Origin of the sequence: Microcystis flos-aquae FACHB-1344, assembly GCF_014698375.1 — a bacterium.
GTDB classification, from domain to species: domain Bacteria; phylum Cyanobacteriota; class Cyanobacteriia; order Cyanobacteriales; family Microcystaceae; genus Microcystis; species Microcystis aeruginosa.
Genome location: NZ_JACJSW010000172.1, coordinates 1 through 16,541 on the forward strand (window position 1 = coordinate 1; position 16,541 = coordinate 16,541).

Here is a 16,541-nt window from a genome sequence, read left to right on the forward strand (position 1 = left end):
ATCGTCATGAATGCAAGTTCAATGGAAAAAGCCACAGAGGTGGACTATTTCATCACCAATGTAGTTGAGGCAGATACAGTAACAGCGTCGTGGATAGTCAAGACTTACACCGAAAGAAATTGGGTGGAAGTATTCTACCGAGAAGCCAAAGGATGGTTAGGGTTAAGGGAATACCAAGTCAGGGATAAACGAAGCTTACTTCGTCATTTTATCTTGGTGTTTTGTGCCTATACATTTATCCTGTGGCATAAGTTAACTGGGGGATTGCAAAGGCGGTGGGCGAATCGACCTTTAAACACTTTTGTGGAAGCTTTAGAAGCTTTTCGGACAGCGATGTCTTTCCGTTTCTTTGAGTGGCTGACCGAGAATCGGGATGTGTTTGCCGCTTACAAAGCCAGTTTAGGCTTTATTTGGGCTTGAAATTTGTTTAAGTCCCATTAGTAACAATGATCGCAGAGGTAGAAGTGGCGGTCGCGAGCGCTGTTCCTACTATCATCAGATGCAGTTGACCCGAAGAAACGATCGCACTAACGAACAGAGAAGAAGCTACTTGAATGAAGGTTTTCATCATCTTTTCTTCTTTTGAGTATAGTGTGTACGGATAAATGAGTTCCACCCAGCCCCATTAGGCAGCCCTAACGTTTCTCTATTAGGTTGTCTGGGTGCGAACAATTCTTATCGTAATAGGGGTTTTAACGGGGTTCAAGCAATGTCATGCGAACGCCCATCTAAGGATGAAAGAGCATTTAGAGCGATCGCTACTACCTGATCAAGGATTAATTGAGAAGCATTATTCCGGTTCTTCGGTTTGTCTTATGCCAGGGACGGGGGTTATAAGGTTGGCAATTTTTATCAAGTATTTTTATCTAGAGCGAACTAATCAATTAAGTCTCTCGCCAGACAAGGATTTAGTCGATTTATGCCACCTGATCGAACCATACCAAGTAACGAAGAACCATTAATTCCACCTCTTGCCTCTTGTCTCTTGCCTATCTTCACTAGAAAATTAATTTTGCACGACTACTTATTGAAATAGTCCTATCCAGAATATTTCTTGAGTGCCAGTCTGTGGATTGGATTAAGGTGATAAGATCAAACATGACCTTTTTTCTCCCTAATCGCAATCGCACTTCATCAAAAAAAGCGATCGCAGTTACCTAACAAATAGCCAAAAACGCGGTTATCGAAAATTTGGGTTGAAAACCCCGTCCTTTGAGGACGGCTTTAAGCTACAATAGAAAAAGCGATAACCAAGCTAAAAACTGAACCTTGACCAGAGATAGTAGGGGGTTTCGTCCAGAAAAGAAGTCAAATTCGGCCTTGAACGGGTAAAACTTTCTAAGTAGTCATGCAAAATTAATTACCGACCACAGAGGGCTGAAAGCCTTGCTAGACAAGGATCGCTATGGGTAAATAATTTTACCCAGATACTTAGGAAATAAGGTTGAACATGAGATTTTTTCGACTTGTTCAAAGTGGCCGTCCAGCATTCGGACAATCAAAACGGACGGGTCGGAAAGCGTAAGACTACCGCTAAGGTAGCAGTATCCTGTGAAGCGTCAACCCCATTCAACGACCATCCTAAAAAGGTGGCGTGGTGAGGAATCACCGCTCGTTTACGGCAGTGAGGATGTCAATATATCCCGACAAGAGCATCGATCACGCTTGAGTCGGCACGCAGTAACCCACGATAAAATTATCGTTTCCCATAGTTGGGTTAAGGAACGCAACCCAACCTGCAAGAGCCGCAATCTCACTACTTACAAAATTATGGAAGCTTAAAAGCATGGACAAGAATACAACAAATAACTACTTACTACACTTAGCAACACTAGCATTGATGATTTCTGCGGGTAGTGCATCAGCAGCTGTTTCTTCTAGTGATCCTCATCGCATCACTGAACAAAATACACGAGTATGGCCTTCTACCACTGATACCAATGAAAAAGGTATGCAAGCAGAGCCTTTGGTATCGGAGGAATCCATTATTGCTAGACCTGCATGGCACTATCAAGCATGGCCTGAAAGCACCTTTGTTCGCATACGCCCACCTATTAATCGAAGTTCACAAGATGTCCAGTTTGATGGCTCTTATGTAGAGCTTTTTCAAGATATTTAATGGTAATTGATATTAAATGGGTGACACTTTATTTTTTAGATTTAAGGTGTTACCCTTATTACAGTAATTTCCGAAACATATCATCTCATACAATCACCGAAAAGCTTACTGGATAAGCACTTCAACCCTCGTATTTGTACTTGAGCGATCTGCAAAGTGTTGTATTTTTATCAAATAATGATTGGCTGAAAAATTATCAGACTACCTAAATAATTGATTTAAGGAAGTATTTAAAATGAATTTAGCAAAAAATCGCCTTACGCAGTTTGTCATGAAGACTTCAAAGCTTTGTAATCTGAGATGCAAATACTGCTATGAATTTGAAGAGCTTGGGAAAAATAGTAGAATGTCTTTGGAGCAGCTAAAAATTGCTTATAAGTACATCGCTGATTATTATGAAGCGTTAGACAAACAAGATAATCTTAATACAGAAATTCGTTTTATTTGGCATGGGGGAGAACCATTACTTATTGAACCTTCATATTATTGGCAAACCTTTGAGGATCAAAAAGCGATATTTGATGGAAAATTTGAGATTCTTAATATGGTACAGACCAATTTAACAGTTTTAGGTGAAGAAAGAATTGAGTTGCTCAAGTATGGTTTCGATAAAGTAGGGGTTTCAATTGATATAATCGGCGGGTTGCGGGTTAATATAGCTGGTCATGATTTGCAATCTAAAGTATTACAAAATATGGATATTTTGAACCAAGCTGGTGTTAATTTTGGCTGTATTACTGTCCTTACCAAAAATAACATCGACAAGGTTACTAAGATTTTTAATTTCTTCAAAAAATCTCAAACTCAATTTAGCTTTTTGCCATTATTTCATGGGGCTTATGAAGACCAACATCAAAATTTTGAATTATCCACACAAGATATTTTGAAGGCTTATCAACAGTTAGTAGATGCTTGGCTTCAAAGTGAGGATTTTGTTTCAGTATTACCCATTGTAGATCATATTCATAGGGTACTAAATTATATTTTAAAGAATAGTCCACCTACTTATTTTAATAAAAGACTTTGGAATACAACCTTGCTAGTTAATACAAATGGAGACTGTTACAGCTATGGTGATCCTTATGGGGAAGAAGAATGGACATTGGGCAATATTTTTACTACATCTCTTAATCAAATTTTATCTGGAGATAGGTGGGAAAAATCCGTTCTTGCCGCAGAGGAAAGAATAGCTTATAACTGTCTAAATTGTAAATATTTTGGTAGTTGTGATGGATATGCAATTGCAGAAGATCACTCCAATTGTCGTGAAGTATCTACTAATGGCATTCGAGTATGTACGCTTGAAAAATCTCTTTTTGAATACATTGAAAATCGATTAAAAGAAGTGAATTTAATTGATAAAGATGGTTCACTAAAATTAACCTCTAAACAAGCAGAGAAGCTGGGGATGAATACGAAGCAGATTTTTTAGTGCAATCGCTAATTTTGTAGGTTTGATTGAGGTGAAGAAACCCAACATTGCCTTTATTTCTTCCCTTATGTAGAGCCTCGACAGGGCAGAAGCTTATTCTGTGAATTCTCCCATTTAGATGGGGATTGTTTCGGAGAATATCTATTACAACTATCGCAAGCTTTTCCCAATGAATTACATATTTTACAAGTAGATAACGCTCCTGCACATATGGCGGGACACTTAGAAATTCCCGACAATATTATCTTGTTTTATCAACCTTTTTGTTGTCCTGAAGTTAACCCCGCAACAGAGAGTTTGGCTGTACCTGAAAAATTTTCTGGCATGGGAAACTTTTGAATCTCTTGATGCTTTAAGAGATAAACTCGATGCTCTTTTAAATCGTTTATCCAATGACACTATCGGGTATTTAACGGGATGGTCTTGGATTTTAGAAGCTCTATGTCTGTCAGGAATTTAGAAATTTGGTATAAGTAACGAAGAACCATGCTTTTCATGAACAAGCCAAGCGTGTTATGGCAACTCGACCACAACAGAAGTGTCAACTTGTCACAACAGATTTTGTTTTATTAGAACTTGCTGATGCTTTTGTTTTGCCGAAAATTCGTTCTCAAGCAATTAGATTTATTAATCTACTCAAAAATCTATTTGGTTTATAATATCAAATAATTAACTTTATTTTTAGAGATGAATCTAATTTTATCAAGTAAAGCGGCCGCAAGACTCCAAGTAGAAGTGCAGTCAAGAGAAGATTTTATCGCTGATGTTAATGCTTGGCGAATTGATGTCCTCGATCTCAGGAAGAGAGGTATTTTTCTCATTACTCAGGAAAAGAGTTTATACACCTTAATTTCTTCGTACAAGCAGGGAATTAAGGGAATTATCGCTCAAATTACCGCCATTGATCGGCAAGAGGGTGATTCCCCTGAAATTCATTATCTCAAATCCGAGAATAGGAGTCTGGTAAGCTCCATGAATAATATGAAGAATTTAATCGCTAAATTAGATCAGTACAATGCGGTTGATAACGAAAGATTTGCAGAAATAATTAATCAGACTCCCTTTAAATATTTATCTTACCGTACCCCGACCGAATGTTACCAAAATCTCTTGAATCAATCGAAGGGAGTACAATAAAACGGTCGTGTTTTAATCTGTGCGATGGTAATGATTCGGTAGTAGTGGCGTAGCCCTCTTGCTTACCTGGTATGAATTGTGTAAAATATTTATCATATTTATTAATAAAAATAATTGGAACCCGCTCAGTCTTTAAACCTCTAGCTTGATCATGACTTTTCTGATAAATATCTTTTTCTGGCTCCTGTCTGGCTTACTCAAATATCAGTCTAGCACCGAACAAAATACCCCCTTCACCTCTATTCCCCTGTCCTAATTGTGGTTCTCACCATACTATCAAGAATGGTTCTATTCCTAAGAGAAAACCCAAACGTCAATGTAAAGAATGTGGTCGTCAGTTTGTGATCAATCCCACTAATAAAACCGTCTCTGACGAAACCAAACAATTAATTGATAAACTTTTGCTCGAACGAATTTTTTTACGAGGAATTGCTAGAGTAACTGGAGTGAGTTGGTCATGGTTACAAAACTATGTTAATAACAAATTTAGCCAAGTTCCTCGCCAGGTATAGGTAACAGACAAACCTAAAGGCAAATTAATCATAGAATGTGATGAGTTATTTACCCTGAGAGAAGCCGAAGGGTGGTCATTCGTATTTTGTCAGAAAATCAAGGTATATATTTGGTTAGCTATCGATCGAACTACGCGAGAAATTATTGGTTGCTATGCGCGGAGATAGGAGTCGTCAATCAGCCAAAAAACTTTGGGGCCAGTTTACCCGGTGTTTACCGACAATGTGCGGTTGCTTACACAGACTTTTGGGAGTCCTATAAGACAGTAATTCCCAGTAAACGTCATCGACCGGTCGGTCAAGAAACTGGTCAAACTAATCCTATTGAAAGATTAAATAATACCTTTCGACAAAGGATTTCTCGGCTGGTGAGAGACAGTCTATCTTTCTCTAAAAAAATGGAGAATCACGTTGGGGAACCCTTTGGTATTTTATCCATGACTACAATGCACAGCAAAGCAAAGGATTAAGCCGCCATCACTACTACCGAATCACCACCTGTGCGATTATGGGAGCGATTGTCGAGACTGAGGGAAGGGGAAAAACTAGAAGATACCGCCCTCGCTTTCTTAGGAATCTTGGGGAAACTACAGCGACCTTACCTGAGCGCGTTAGAAGAAGAAATGCTGACCATGTTAGAGAAGTATTACGGGTTAGTGACCGATTGACGCTCCGCGATAGATACGACAATCGCCCCTCTAACCATCATCGCGGCGGTAGAATAAGGAGGTGCGTTTCGATAACGGGATGTCAACGGAAGTGAACGTACCCCACAATAGAGATGCCCCCGCGACCGATCGATCATCGAAAATTTGGGTCTGAAACCCCGTCGTTCTACGACGGCTTTACTGTTAAATATTAGCGCATTTACACGATATATGCTAGAATGCGAGATCTGGAAAAAGCCTACTCGTTCCGATTTTACCCCACACCCGAACAAGAGTCGCTATTGCGGCGCACCTTGGGCTGTGTAAGATTAGTTGACAATAAGGCACTCCATCTCAGAACACAAGCTTGGTACGAAAAGCAAGAAAGAGTAGGCTACGCTCAAACTTCTTCAATGCTAACCGATTGGAAAAAGCAAGAAGAATTAGAGTTTTTAAACGAAGTTAGCTGTGTCCCCTTACAACAAGGGTTAAGACACCTACAAACAGCTTTTACCAATTTCTTTGCTGGTCGTACTAAGTATCCTAACTTTAAGAAAAAACATCAGGGAGGAAGTGCCGAATTTACCAAATCTGCTTTTAAGTTCAAAGACAGACAAATCTATTTAGCTAAATGCACAGAACCTTTACCTATTCGATGGTCAAGACAAATACCAGAAAGCTGTGAACCAAGCACAGTAACAGTCAGATTACATCCATAATCGTGAGGTTTGGGAATCGCCGTCCGTTTTACGGCGGCGAGGATGTCAAGCTAGGGGCTTGGAACGAGCCTCTTTAGATGCAGAGTCGTCTAGTGCTACCTTGTGCGGAAGTATGAGGCATCTAGGGACGAAGAAACTTCAGAAACTCGAATCGAGGGCGTAGCGGATGGGAGTAGTTCATGTCGTCAACCTCCAGAAAAACTACGGCAATTTTGCCGCCGTTAGAGGGATAAATTTCCAAGTCTATCCGGGGGAAATTTTTGGCTTAATTGGTCCAGATGGAGCGGGAAAAACCACCACCTTTCACATTCTGGGCGGGGTGATGAACCCATCGGGTGGTTATGTGGATCTAGAGGGAAAAAAGCCCCGTCACGTCCGTCAAACTATCGGCTATTTAACTCAACAATTTTCCCTCTATCTTGACCTCAGCATTGATGAAAACCTGCGTTATGTGGCCAATTTGCGCCGAGTAACCGAGAGGGATTGGCAAGCGCGTCGGGATAAATATTTAACTTTAATGAACCTGAAGGGCATCGGCGATCGCCTGGCGGGCCAACTTTCCGGGGGCATGAAACAAAAACTCGCCCTCTGTTGCGCCCTGATTTCTCGTCCCCAAATCCTACTTCTCGATGAACCCACCACCGGAGTTGATCCCGTCTCTCGGCGAGAATTTTGGGATATTTTAGCCACTTTAGCCCGCGAAGGTATAACAATTGTGGTGGCTACTCCCTACCTCGATGAAGCGGAACGTTGTCACCGCATCGCTTTGATGTACGAGGGACAAATTCACGAGATCGGAACCCTCAGCCAATTGCGCCAACGTCTCGGTTTACAACGCTTGGAAATTCGATCGCCCGATATCGCCGCTACCGCCGAAAAAATACTTCTTTTGGTGGATGGACAAAATATTAATGACGTGCAGTTATTTGGTGATCGTCTAGATGTGTTAACTGGCAATCCCCAGCAAGCAACCAGAATTATTCAGAATGCGATCGATCATCTCAGCGATATCCACCCTAGCGAGGCAACCCTAGAAAACGTCTTTGTCACCCGTTTGCGACAACAGGGTTCCGATCCCCCTTTTATCCCCTTACCAAAGTTTAAATCCGAGACGATCACCACGGGAATAGCGATCGATGCTAGGGATTTGCGGAAAACCTTCGCTAATTTTTGCGCCGTCAAAGGTGTTACTTTAACCATTGACTACGGAGAAATATACGGCTTATTGGGGGCGAATGGTGCGGGAAAAACCACCACGATTAAAATGCTGTGTGGGCTACTTTCCGCCTCTGATGGCGAGATTTCCTTAGCTGGGCGCAGTCAAGACCTGCGTAATCCCGTATTACGGCAAAAAATTGGTTATATGAGCCAAAAATTCACCCTTTATGATGATCTCACTGTGATCGAAAATCTGGAATTCTACTGCGGGGTTTATGGGGTTCCCCCGCACTACCGTCGCCAAAAAATCGCTTGGGTTTTGGAAACGGTGGGATTAATCGGACGGGAAACAATGTTAACCGGAAGACTGCCGGGAGGATGGAAACAACGCGTCGCTTTTGGCGCTTCCGTAATGCACGAACCAGAGATACTATTTCTCGATGAACCCACTTCTGGAGTTGATCCCCTAGCGCGACGACAATTCTGGCGCTTAATTAATGATTTGGCTCGTCAGGGAACTGCGGTATTAGTGACAACCCATTATCTCGAAGAAGCGGAACAATGCAATCGTCTCGGTTTTATGGTAGCTGGAGAAGTGGTGATGCAAGGTTCCCCCAGTCAAATTAAAGCAGCACAACCGGGGCAATTAATCGAATTACGTCTCGATCGAGTGCAACAAGCGGCAGCAATTTTAAAAACCCGTTTACAAGCTTGGCGCGTCTCGATTTTTGGCGATTGCTTGCACCTGACTCTCGATCATCCCGACAGGGAAATTCCAGAGATAAAAAAGATTGTCAGCACCGCAGGAATACAGGTACAATCCTTGCGTTTGCTTCCCTTTTCTTTAGAAGACGCATTTATCAGCGTTGTGCAGAGAATTAATGAGAAGTAACTTGGATAATATATACCCGTTGGCTAATTCTTTACTCCTGATCTGGGGATTGTCCGAAAAGATGCTCTACAATTCGCTTAACTTCTGTACGGATACCAGTGACTTCGTTGCGGAAAAACTGCCGATCGCTCTCAGCTTGAGTGATAAATTGATTTAAGCGCTCGTTGGTTCCTTCGAGACTCGCTGCTATTGTCCTAACCTCACGGGTTAGCTGTGCTATATCTTCTCGATTCTGTTGCGTGAGGACAACGGTAGCCTGTAGTATGCCCTCGATCCGTTCTAATCTTTCATCCGTCATCGGTTACAATCCCTTTAGAGCTTTTTAAGTAGGGGGGCACAATTATTTGTAGGATGGGTTAGCGGTAGCGTAACCCATGCGGGCGTTGGGTTTCATGCTTCAACCCAACCTACGTTCATCTTATATTTAATTCCACCCACCTACTTATGCAATAACTCTAATAAAATCAGGTAGAGAAGAAGGTCAACAACAGGAATAATTACCAGCAAAATTAGATTCTCTTCCCCCCGCTACTGCCTTAGACTTAGACATCAAAAGGGTGCGATAAGTTCCCTAAAACTGCCGTAAAAATTTATCCTTAATCGGGCAATTTCATGAAACGAATTCTCTCCCAATGTCGTAAGGAATTAGTGCAGTTTAGTCGTGATCGACTTACCCTCGCCCTCGCTTTCATTTTACCCGTGATGACTCTTTTTATCTTTGGTTTTGCTATTCGTTTAGAGGCGAAAGATATACCGGTTTTAGTGCAAGATCAAGATCGAACAGTTTTTAGTCAAAATTATAGCGATCGCTTGTTCGCCACTAATTTATTTATTCCCGTGGTTTGGGAAGGCAACCCTGAAACCGCTTTAGATCGAGGTATTGCTAGGGCAATTGTTGTGATTCCTCCCGATTTTAGTCGTAATTTACAAGCCAATAAAACTGCCGAAATTCAAGCAATTGTTGATGGTACAGATGCTAATAATGCCAGAATTATTCGCAATGCGATTAAAGCGACAACCCGCTCTTTTTTACAAGCAGAAAACTTAATTTCTGCCACTATTCCTATCGAAACTGCCACCCGACTTTGGTTTAATCCGGGACGACAAGAATCTCTCTATATTGTGCCAGGGGTTTATGCTGTGGTTTTATGGATTTTTCCCTCACTTTTATCAGCGATCGCTATGGTACGAGAAAAGGAAAAAGGCACAATTTTACAAGTTTATGCCTCCGCTCTCACTGCCGAAGAATTAATACTAGGTAAATCCCTCGCTTATCTAATAGTAGGAATCGGAATCGCTATCGGAGTTATGGGTTTAGGAAGTCTCATTTTTCAATTAAATTTTGCTGGTGATCCAATGCCATTACTGTTAGGAACTATCCTCTATTTATGGGCAAGTGTGATGTTTGGATTAATGTTAGGTGCGCGTACCAGTAATCAAAATTCTGCGGTGCAAGGTGTTTCTTTAGTGGGTTTTCTCACTGCTTTATTACTCAGTGGTTTTATTTATCCGTTAAGTAATATTCCCTTTCCCCTCTCTTTAGTTTCAAATATAGTTCCCGCTCGTTATTATATCGAAATTACTAGAGATGCTTTTGTCAGGGGTGTGGGTTGGGCGGGTATTGGCAATAATTTAGTTATCATTTTCCTCTTGGGAATGGTATTATTTATATTAGCAATAAAAGCTCTATCAAGAATGCAGTTAGGAGAATAATAAGATGTTTAAGCAATTATTTACAGGTCGTTTTTTATCTTTAGTTATTAAAGAAATTCGCCAGATATTACGCAACAAACAGTTAATTATTATCTTGATTTTCCCCCCAACTATTCAACTATTAATTTATGGATTTGCGCTTAATCCCGATGTTCATCATATCAAATTAGGAATAGTCGATTATGCCGCTACTGCTGAAAGTCGCTCTCTCAGCGCTGCTTTTACCGAAAATCAGATTTTTGATGCCGAAATAATCACTTTTGATGAGAAGACATTAACCCAACAGGTGGAAACAGGAAAATTAACCGCCGGTTTGATAATTCCCCCCGAATTTAGTCGCAATCTCACCCAAGAAAAAACCGCATCTATTCAAGTTTTTATCGATGGAGTGGATGCCAATACCGCAGGAATTGCTAAGGGTTATATCAATCAAATTGTGCAAGAATTCGGCACGGGAAAAGTTAATCAAAATGCGCCACTTCCCATCTCAACACAAGTAATTTTCTTTTATAATCCTGGACTTTCTAGCAGTTGGTTTTTTGTCCCCGGAGTCATGGGATTAGTATTAACTTTAATCGGTTCGATCGTTTCTTCTATCACCGTTGTTAAAGAAAAAGATACGGGAACTCTCGAACAATTACTGATGACTCCTGCCGCTGCTTGGGAGATTTTGTTAGCTAAAGTTGTGCCTTTATTCATCCTCCTTTTGGGTGATGTTTTGTTAGCATTAACCATCGGTAAAGTGATTTTTAATGTGCCATTTCGGGGCAACTTTTTCCTATTTATGGCTTTAGCTAGTCTCTATATTTTTGTTAGTATTGGTGTCGGTATTATGTTAGCGACACTCTGTCAATCCCAACAGCAGGTAGTTTTAACCACCTTTTTTATCAATTTACCCATGGTACAATTATCAGGAGCGATCGCACCTATTGAAACGATGCCGCCATTTTTTCAATATCTCTCTCTTTTTAATCCTCTCCGTCACTACATAGCTATTATCCGCGGTATTCTTTTAAAAGGTGTCGGTTTAGAAGCTTTATGGGTTCATGTATTGGCTCTGATTGGTTTCGCTGTGATACTTTTAACTATTAGTGCCAAACGTTTTCGCAATCAGTTAAGTTAATCGTTTTTCAATCATTCCAGATGGAAAAAATTAATCTATCCCGGAGTCGTGAATAACGATTAATTATTAATCCTTTAACCAAAACGACCGCTAACATAATCTTTAGTGGACTCTTGAGCGGGATTTTGAAAGATTACCTCGGTGCGATCATATTCCACTAAATAACCTACTTTACCGCCTTTTGGGGTCGGTTCGGCATTATAAAAGGCCGTTAAATCAGAAACCCGCGACGCTTGTTGCATATTATGAGTGACAATAACTATAGTATATTGGGTTTTTAATTCGTGAATTAATTCCTCAATTTTTAGGGTAGAAATCGGATCGAGTGCCGCACAGGGTTCATCCATTAAAACAACTTCTGGTTTAACCGCAATAGCGCGGGCAATACATAACCTTTGTTGTTGTCCCCCCGATAAAGCTAAACCACTTTCTTTGAGTTTATCTTTAACATCATCCCAGAGAACGGCTTTTTTTAAAGATTCTTCCACTAATTGATCCATATCGCCGATGTAACCATTTAAGCGCGCCCCAAAAGCGATATTTTCATAGATAGATTTAGGAAAAGGATTCGGTTTCTGAAAAACCATACCAATACGACTGCGTAACCCGACAGGATTAACGGAATTACCATAAATATCTTGACCGCGAAAGGTAACTTTTCCCTCAATTTTGGCACTTTTAACCAGATCATTCATGCGATTAAAACAGCGCAAAACCGTACTTTTACCGCAGCCAGAGGGACCGATAAAAGCGACCGCTTTTTTCTCAGGAATATCAAGGTTAACATCACGAACAGCAAGATTAGAACCGTAGTAAACATTTAAGTTTTTGGTTCTCAAAACCGCATCGGTGACAACATCGCTACTATACATAATCTTTAAAGGAATAGTGTTGGGGAAAAGGGAGAAGGGAGAGGAGGAGAGGGAAGAAAAAAGCTGATAACTGATAACTGATAACTGATAACTGGATTTAGCCAAAACGTCCACTAACATAATCTTTAGTTGCTTGTTCTTGAGGATCACCGAAGATTTTGTCCGTATGATCAAACTCGACTAGATAACCAATTTTGCCACCTTTATCGGTGGCTTCAGCGTTATAAAAAGCCGTTAAATCTGCTACTCTTGTGGCTTGTTGCATATTGTGAGTAACAATAATAATCGTGTAACGTTCTTTTAATTCGTGCATTAATTCCTCAACTTTTAAAGTTGAAATCGGATCGAGTGCCGAACAGGGTTCATCCATTAATAATACTTCTGGTTGAGCGGCAATAGCGCGAGCAATACATAATCTTTGTTGTTGTCCCCCCGATAGGGAAAAACCGCTTTCTTTCAGTTTATCTTTTACTTCTTCCCAGAGAGCAGCCCGACGCAGGGAAGTTTCTACTAATTCATCCAAATCCCCTTTATAACCATTTAAGCGCGCTCCGTAAACCACATTATCATAAATGGATTTGGGAAAAGGATTAGGGCGCTGGAACACCATACCAATGTATTTTCTTACTTCGACAGGATCCACCTCTTGAGAGTAAATATCTTGGTTATGATAAAAAACTTTGCCGTCAATACGAAAACCGTGAATTAAATCATTGAGACGATTAAAACACCTGAGAATGGTACTTTTTCCACAGCCAGAGGGTCCGATAAAAGCGGTGACTTTATTTTTGGGAATATCGATGGAAACGTCTCGTACTGCCCGATAATTACCATAGTAAATATCAGCCTTATCGACCTTTAAAACGGTTCCTGTAGAATGGGAGTTAGAGTTAGTTAGCATAAATTATTTATTTCACTTGAATTTGGCTAATTGAGGAATTGGAAAGATAGATAGATTTTTCCTTAAATATCCCTTTTTCCTTTTCACTTTTTCCTTGACTTAATAGGTTTTCTGGCGCGTAGCTAAACGGGATAAAATGTTAGTTACCAACACTAAAAGCACCAGAATTAAAGCACCTGCCCAAGCTAATTGCTGTTGGGGGGCAAAAGGGGCAGTAGCAAAGTTGAAAACTAAGACCGAAAGGGTGGCAATCGGTTCAAAGACACCCCGGGGCCAAAAGTTAGAGAATAATGCCGTAAAAATTAAGGAGGCGGTTTCCCCGGCAGCCCTAGCAATTGCTAAAGTCACACCGGTTAAAATAGCGGGAACTGCGGCAGGAAGGACGATTTTTAGGACGGTTTGGTAGTTATAGGCCCCTAAACCCATGGCCGCCCAGCGGATGTCTTGGGGAACGATTTTTAAAGCCTCATCGGTGGTTCTAATAATAGTGGGTAACATTAACACCGCTAAACCGATCGAACCAGCCAGGGCAGAAAAGCCTAAAATGGCTGTTCCTTCGCCAAATAAGGGCGCAACTAACAAACCGAAGGCGAAAACCCCGACAATAATTGAAGGGACACCCGCTAGAACGTTGGTAGCAAAGCGCACACCCTGGGCAAGTTTGTTATCACCGCTAAATTCCGAGAGATAAACCGCCGCTAAAACGCCGATGGGAACTGCGATCGCTGTGGCTAGGGCAACGACGATAATTGTGCCTAAAATGGCGTTAGCGATGCCTCCTCCTCCTAACCCCGGCGGTGGCGGTAATTTAGTAAAGAGATTAGCGTTTAAACGACCCACCCCTTGCACAAAAACGAAGCCTAGGACGGCAAAGAGGGGAATCACGGTGACGGCTAAACATAAAGCCGAGAGAACGGTCATAATTGTCCCCAATAGCGATCGAGGACTACTCGGTTTCTTTTTGAGATTATTGCCTAAATTCGCACTATCCATATCAGTTAAAAGATGGCTTAATACTTAGCTTTGACGCGATTAACGATTAATTCGGCGAAGATATTGACTACTAGGGACAAAACCAAGAGAACAAAACCCGCATACATGAGTGCCGATACTTGCATTCCCGATGCTTCGGCGAATTGGTTAGCCAATAAGGAAGCGATCGTGTTAGCGGGGGCGAGAATAGAGGCACTAATGCGGTTAGAATTGCCGATAATCATCGTTACTGCCATGGTTTCCCCTAAAGCGCGCCCTAAAGCTAACATAATCCCCCCGACAATCCCGGAAAAAGCGGCGGGAATTAATACCCGAAAAATCGTTTCCCAACGGGTGGCCCCCAAGCCTAGGGAAGCTTGCCTTAGATCCGGCGGTAAAGCGGCCAAAGAGTCGCGAGAGATAGCGATAATAATCGGCAGGATCATAATTGCTAAAATAACCCCCGCCGGTAACATTCCAGGACCCCCTAAAGGAGTACTAAACAGAGGAATCCAACTAAAATTAGCATTTAACCAGTTACCAAGGGGTCTGAGGATAGGAATCAATACAAAGATACCCCATAATCCGTAAACAACACTGGGAATAGCGGCCAAAAGTTGTACGAGAAAAACCAAAATTGTCCGCGCATTTAAGGGAATAAAATCTTCGCTTAAAAAAATGGCTGAACCGATACCGAGGGGAACAGCAATCAGGAGGGCAATCAGAGAACTAACGAGAGTTCCGTAGATAACGGGCAGAACTCCGAATTCTTCGCGACCGCGCACGGGATTCCAAGCACTACTGGTCAAAAATCCCAGACCAAAGGTTTGAATCGCCGGTAAAGCCCGAATAAAAATCACTAGGGCAATTAGGAGCAAAATTACCCCAATAGCGATGGCAAAGGCGGTAGTTAATCCAACAAAGCCTTTATCGAGGATTTTTTCCGATTCTGGACGTTCTTTAAAATTTGAGTCGGGTGAAACTGTGGGCGCACTCATGATTAGGGTTTAAATCCAGCTAGTTTGCGGTAGCTAAGGTCGAAATTGGCCTTTCTCCACTATTATTGTAACTTTGAATACATTTTTTCGGCTACTAATCCACCTTGATTGTGTAATCAGGATAGATGACATCGGCAGCGGCGGCTACTCGTTCCCGAACATTTTTCGGCAGGGGAATATAACCAAGGGGAGCTGCTTGTTCTTGTCCTTGGTTAAGTCCAAATTCAATCATCGCCTCCATTGCTAAAGCTTTTTGGGGATCGTTGTATTTTTTGTAAACCAACATCCAGGTATAGGTGACAATGGGATAGGAATTTTCCCCCGGCGGATCGACAATAAAAGCGCGTAAATTTTCAGGCAGTTCGACGTTAGCGAGGGTAGCGGCGGCGTTGGTTTCATCGGGGGCGACAAATTTACCCGCCTGATTTTGCAGGGTGGCCATGGGCAGGTTATTATTTTTAGCGAAACCGTACTCAATATAACCGATCGAGCCTGGATTTTGTTGAATTAGGGCAGTTACTCCCTCATTGCCCCTACCACCGAGAAATTTACCTTTTTTGGTCGGCCATTGTACGGCTTTTCCTTCACCGATGCTTTTTTTCCATTCGGGACTAACGGCGCTTAAAAACTTAGTAAAAACTCCCGTCGTCCCGCTACCGTCTGCCCGGTGAACTACGGTAATTTCTTCATCGGGTAGTTTTAAATCGGGGTTATCGGCGGCGATTTTGGCATCGTTCCAACGGGTAATCGTGCCTAAAAAGATGCCTACATAGGCTTCCCTACTTAGTTTCAGCCCTTCTACTCCGGGCAAATTATAAGCCATAACGATGCTTCCCGCCGTCATCGGTAGCAGTAAAACCCCGCGGCTAACTCTGGCCATATCCTCGTCACTCATGGCCACATCGGAAGCGCCAAAATCGATCGTACCTTGAATAAATTGTTCGACTCCCGCCCCGCTACCGGTGGATTGATAGTTAATTAGCAGTTTAGAAAATAGTTGATTGATGGTGACAAACCAGTTTTGATATAGGGGTGCGGGAAAAGAAGCACCCGCACCATTGAGGGCGACCTCTCCTTGCAGAGGAACTTGGGCGATCCTATTGCTTCCCTCTCCACTGGTTCCCGCCGTATCACCGCCCCCACAAGCGGTTAAAGTCGCTGTTAAAGTCGCTAGGGATAAGGCTGTTAGTAAATGGGTTCTGTTTCTGCTGGGCATAGGATTAATTTTGAGCCGTAAACTGCCTTAAATCTTACGCTAAAAGTTACCACGTCTTGGTAAAGAATAGGTTAAGAAGTGAATAAAAAAACATAATGTATTGTCAAGAAAAGTTTTCTCGATAACTAGA

Annotated in this window: 16 protein-coding genes and 4 pseudogenes; 13 read left to right on the plus strand and 7 right to left on the minus strand. The window is 41.8% G+C overall.

Annotation, left to right across the window (positions count from 1 at the left end; all coding sequences use genetic code 11):
• Positions 1-420, plus strand: a pseudogene (locus tag H6G48_RS16330) (IS701 family transposase); the annotation flags it as partial.
• Between the two features lie 7 nt (positions 421-427).
• Here the strand turns inward: H6G48_RS16330 and H6G48_RS16335 are convergent.
• Entirely contained in the window at positions 428-571 is a 144-nt protein-coding gene (locus H6G48_RS16335; RefSeq protein ID WP_242034669.1) for a hypothetical protein, read from the minus strand.
• A 163-nt stretch (positions 572-734) separates the two neighbouring features.
• Between H6G48_RS16335 and H6G48_RS16340 the strand changes: the two genes are divergently transcribed.
• The 10 genes and pseudogenes from H6G48_RS16340 to H6G48_RS16385 all read left to right on the plus strand — a co-directional run bounded on the left by H6G48_RS16340 (position 735) and on the right by H6G48_RS16385 (position 8,616).
• Complete coding sequence (locus H6G48_RS16340; protein WP_190722545.1) at positions 735-962, plus strand: hypothetical protein; 228 nt, start codon at positions 735-737, stop codon at positions 960-962.
• Between the two features lie 824 nt (positions 963-1,786).
• Positions 1,787-2,119 carry a hypothetical protein gene (locus H6G48_RS16345; RefSeq protein WP_190722519.1) on the plus strand — a complete coding sequence of 111 codons (333 nt, stop codon included), beginning with the start codon at positions 1,787-1,789 and terminating at the stop codon, positions 2,117-2,119.
• A gap of 235 nt (positions 2,120-2,354) precedes the next feature.
• Positions 2,355-3,551 (plus strand): radical SAM protein, encoded by a 1,197-nt coding sequence (locus tag H6G48_RS16350; RefSeq protein WP_190722520.1) that lies wholly within the window; start codon positions 2,355-2,357, stop codon positions 3,549-3,551.
• A 69-nt stretch (positions 3,552-3,620) separates the two neighbouring features.
• Positions 3,621-4,011 (plus strand): annotated as a pseudogene (locus H6G48_RS16355) (transposase); the annotation flags it as partial.
• Between the two features lie 55 nt (positions 4,012-4,066).
• Complete coding sequence (locus H6G48_RS16360) at positions 4,067-4,210, plus strand: hypothetical protein (protein ID WP_242034670.1); 144 nt, start codon at positions 4,067-4,069, stop codon at positions 4,208-4,210.
• Positions 4,211-4,238: 28 nt separating this feature from the next.
• Positions 4,239-4,688 (plus strand): DUF6933 domain-containing protein, encoded by a 450-nt coding sequence (locus H6G48_RS16365; protein ID WP_190722521.1) that lies wholly within the window; start codon positions 4,239-4,241, stop codon positions 4,686-4,688.
• Positions 4,689-4,912: 224 nt separating this feature from the next.
• A pseudogene (locus H6G48_RS16370) lies at positions 4,913-5,651 on the plus strand (IS1 family transposase); the annotation flags it as partial.
• 49 nt (positions 5,652-5,700) lie between these two features.
• Entirely contained in the window at positions 5,701-5,868 is a 168-nt protein-coding gene (locus H6G48_RS16375; protein WP_190722546.1) for a hypothetical protein, read from the plus strand.
• Positions 5,869-6,095: 227 nt separating this feature from the next.
• A pseudogene (locus tag H6G48_RS16380) lies at positions 6,096-6,563 on the plus strand (RNA-guided endonuclease InsQ/TnpB family protein); the annotation flags it as partial.
• Between the two features lie 169 nt (positions 6,564-6,732).
• Positions 6,733-8,616, plus strand: a complete 1,884-nt coding sequence (locus tag H6G48_RS16385; protein WP_190722522.1) for an ATP-binding cassette domain-containing protein — start codon at positions 6,733-6,735, stop codon at positions 8,614-8,616.
• A gap of 31 nt (positions 8,617-8,647) precedes the next feature.
• Here H6G48_RS16385 and H6G48_RS16390 read toward each other — a convergent pair whose 3' ends face one another.
• Positions 8,648-8,914 (minus strand): hypothetical protein, encoded by a 267-nt coding sequence (locus tag H6G48_RS16390; RefSeq protein ID WP_190722523.1) that lies wholly within the window; start codon positions 8,912-8,914, stop codon positions 8,648-8,650.
• A 314-nt stretch (positions 8,915-9,228) separates the two neighbouring features.
• On the opposite strand from H6G48_RS16390, the gene H6G48_RS16395 reads away from it, so the two are divergent.
• Positions 9,229-10,329 carry an ABC transporter permease gene (locus tag H6G48_RS16395; RefSeq protein ID WP_190722524.1) on the plus strand — a complete coding sequence of 367 codons (1,101 nt, stop codon included), beginning with the start codon at positions 9,229-9,231 and terminating at the stop codon, positions 10,327-10,329.
• A 4-nt stretch (positions 10,330-10,333) separates the two neighbouring features.
• Positions 10,334-11,452 (plus strand): ABC transporter permease, encoded by a 1,119-nt coding sequence (locus H6G48_RS16400; protein ID WP_190722525.1) that lies wholly within the window; start codon positions 10,334-10,336, stop codon positions 11,450-11,452.
• A gap of 74 nt (positions 11,453-11,526) precedes the next feature.
• Here the strand turns inward: H6G48_RS16400 and pstB (H6G48_RS16405) are convergent, their stop codons facing one another.
• From pstB (H6G48_RS16405) to pstS, 5 genes are all read right to left on the minus strand, one after another.
• Positions 11,527-12,324: a phosphate ABC transporter ATP-binding protein PstB gene (gene pstB / locus H6G48_RS16405; RefSeq protein ID WP_190722543.1), complete on the minus strand. Its 798-nt coding sequence runs from the start codon at positions 12,322-12,324 to the stop codon at positions 11,527-11,529.
• Positions 12,325-12,421: 97 nt separating this feature from the next.
• Positions 12,422-13,225, minus strand: a complete 804-nt coding sequence (gene pstB / locus H6G48_RS16410) for a phosphate ABC transporter ATP-binding protein PstB (protein ID WP_190722526.1) — start codon at positions 13,223-13,225, stop codon at positions 12,422-12,424.
• A 99-nt stretch (positions 13,226-13,324) separates the two neighbouring features.
• Positions 13,325-14,218 carry a phosphate ABC transporter permease PstA gene (gene pstA, locus H6G48_RS16415; protein WP_190722527.1) on the minus strand — a complete coding sequence of 298 codons (894 nt, stop codon included), beginning with the start codon at positions 14,216-14,218 and terminating at the stop codon, positions 13,325-13,327.
• A 17-nt stretch (positions 14,219-14,235) separates the two neighbouring features.
• Complete coding sequence (gene pstC / locus H6G48_RS16420; RefSeq protein WP_149985282.1) at positions 14,236-15,195, minus strand: phosphate ABC transporter permease subunit PstC; 960 nt, start codon at positions 15,193-15,195, stop codon at positions 14,236-14,238.
• A gap of 94 nt (positions 15,196-15,289) precedes the next feature.
• Positions 15,290-16,411: a phosphate ABC transporter substrate-binding protein PstS gene (gene pstS / locus H6G48_RS16425; RefSeq protein WP_190722528.1), complete on the minus strand. Its 1,122-nt coding sequence runs from the start codon at positions 16,409-16,411 to the stop codon at positions 15,290-15,292.
• Positions 16,412-16,541: the final 130 nt, after the last annotated feature.

What these genes read in the sequence shown, in the direction of transcription:
- H6G48_RS16365 (WP_190722521.1), top strand. Translation starts at nt 4,239, where the DNA reads ATGAATCTAATTTTATCAAGTAAAGCGGCCGCAAGACTCCAAGTAGAA.
- H6G48_RS16345 (WP_190722519.1), top strand. Translation starts at nt 1,787, where the DNA reads ATGGACAAGAATACAACAAATAACTACTTACTACACTTAGCAACACTA.
- pstS (WP_190722528.1), bottom strand. Translation starts at nt 16,411, where the DNA reads ATGCCCAGCAGAAACAGAACCCATTTACTAACAGCCTTATCCCTAGCG.
- H6G48_RS16350 (WP_190722520.1), top strand. Translation starts at nt 2,355, where the DNA reads ATGAATTTAGCAAAAAATCGCCTTACGCAGTTTGTCATGAAGACTTCA.
- pstB (WP_190722526.1), bottom strand. Translation starts at nt 13,225, where the DNA reads ATGCTAACTAACTCTAACTCCCATTCTACAGGAACCGTTTTAAAGGTC.
- H6G48_RS16400 (WP_190722525.1), top strand. Translation starts at nt 10,334, where the DNA reads ATGTTTAAGCAATTATTTACAGGTCGTTTTTTATCTTTAGTTATTAAA.
- H6G48_RS16390 (WP_190722523.1), bottom strand. Translation starts at nt 8,914, where the DNA reads ATGACGGATGAAAGATTAGAACGGATCGAGGGCATACTACAGGCTACC.
- H6G48_RS16360 (WP_242034670.1), top strand. Translation starts at nt 4,067, where the DNA reads ATGGCAACTCGACCACAACAGAAGTGTCAACTTGTCACAACAGATTTT.
- H6G48_RS16395 (WP_190722524.1), top strand. Translation starts at nt 9,229, where the DNA reads ATGAAACGAATTCTCTCCCAATGTCGTAAGGAATTAGTGCAGTTTAGT.
- pstC (WP_149985282.1), bottom strand. Translation starts at nt 15,195, where the DNA reads ATGAGTGCGCCCACAGTTTCACCCGACTCAAATTTTAAAGAACGTCCA.
- H6G48_RS16385 (WP_190722522.1), top strand. Translation starts at nt 6,733, where the DNA reads ATGGGAGTAGTTCATGTCGTCAACCTCCAGAAAAACTACGGCAATTTT.
- pstB (WP_190722543.1), bottom strand. Translation starts at nt 12,324, where the DNA reads ATGTATAGTAGCGATGTTGTCACCGATGCGGTTTTGAGAACCAAAAAC.
- H6G48_RS16335 (WP_242034669.1), bottom strand. Translation starts at nt 571, where the DNA reads ATGATGAAAACCTTCATTCAAGTAGCTTCTTCTCTGTTCGTTAGTGCG.
- H6G48_RS16340 (WP_190722545.1), top strand. Translation starts at nt 735, where the DNA reads ATGAAAGAGCATTTAGAGCGATCGCTACTACCTGATCAAGGATTAATT.
- pstA (WP_190722527.1), bottom strand. Translation starts at nt 14,218, where the DNA reads ATGGATAGTGCGAATTTAGGCAATAATCTCAAAAAGAAACCGAGTAGT.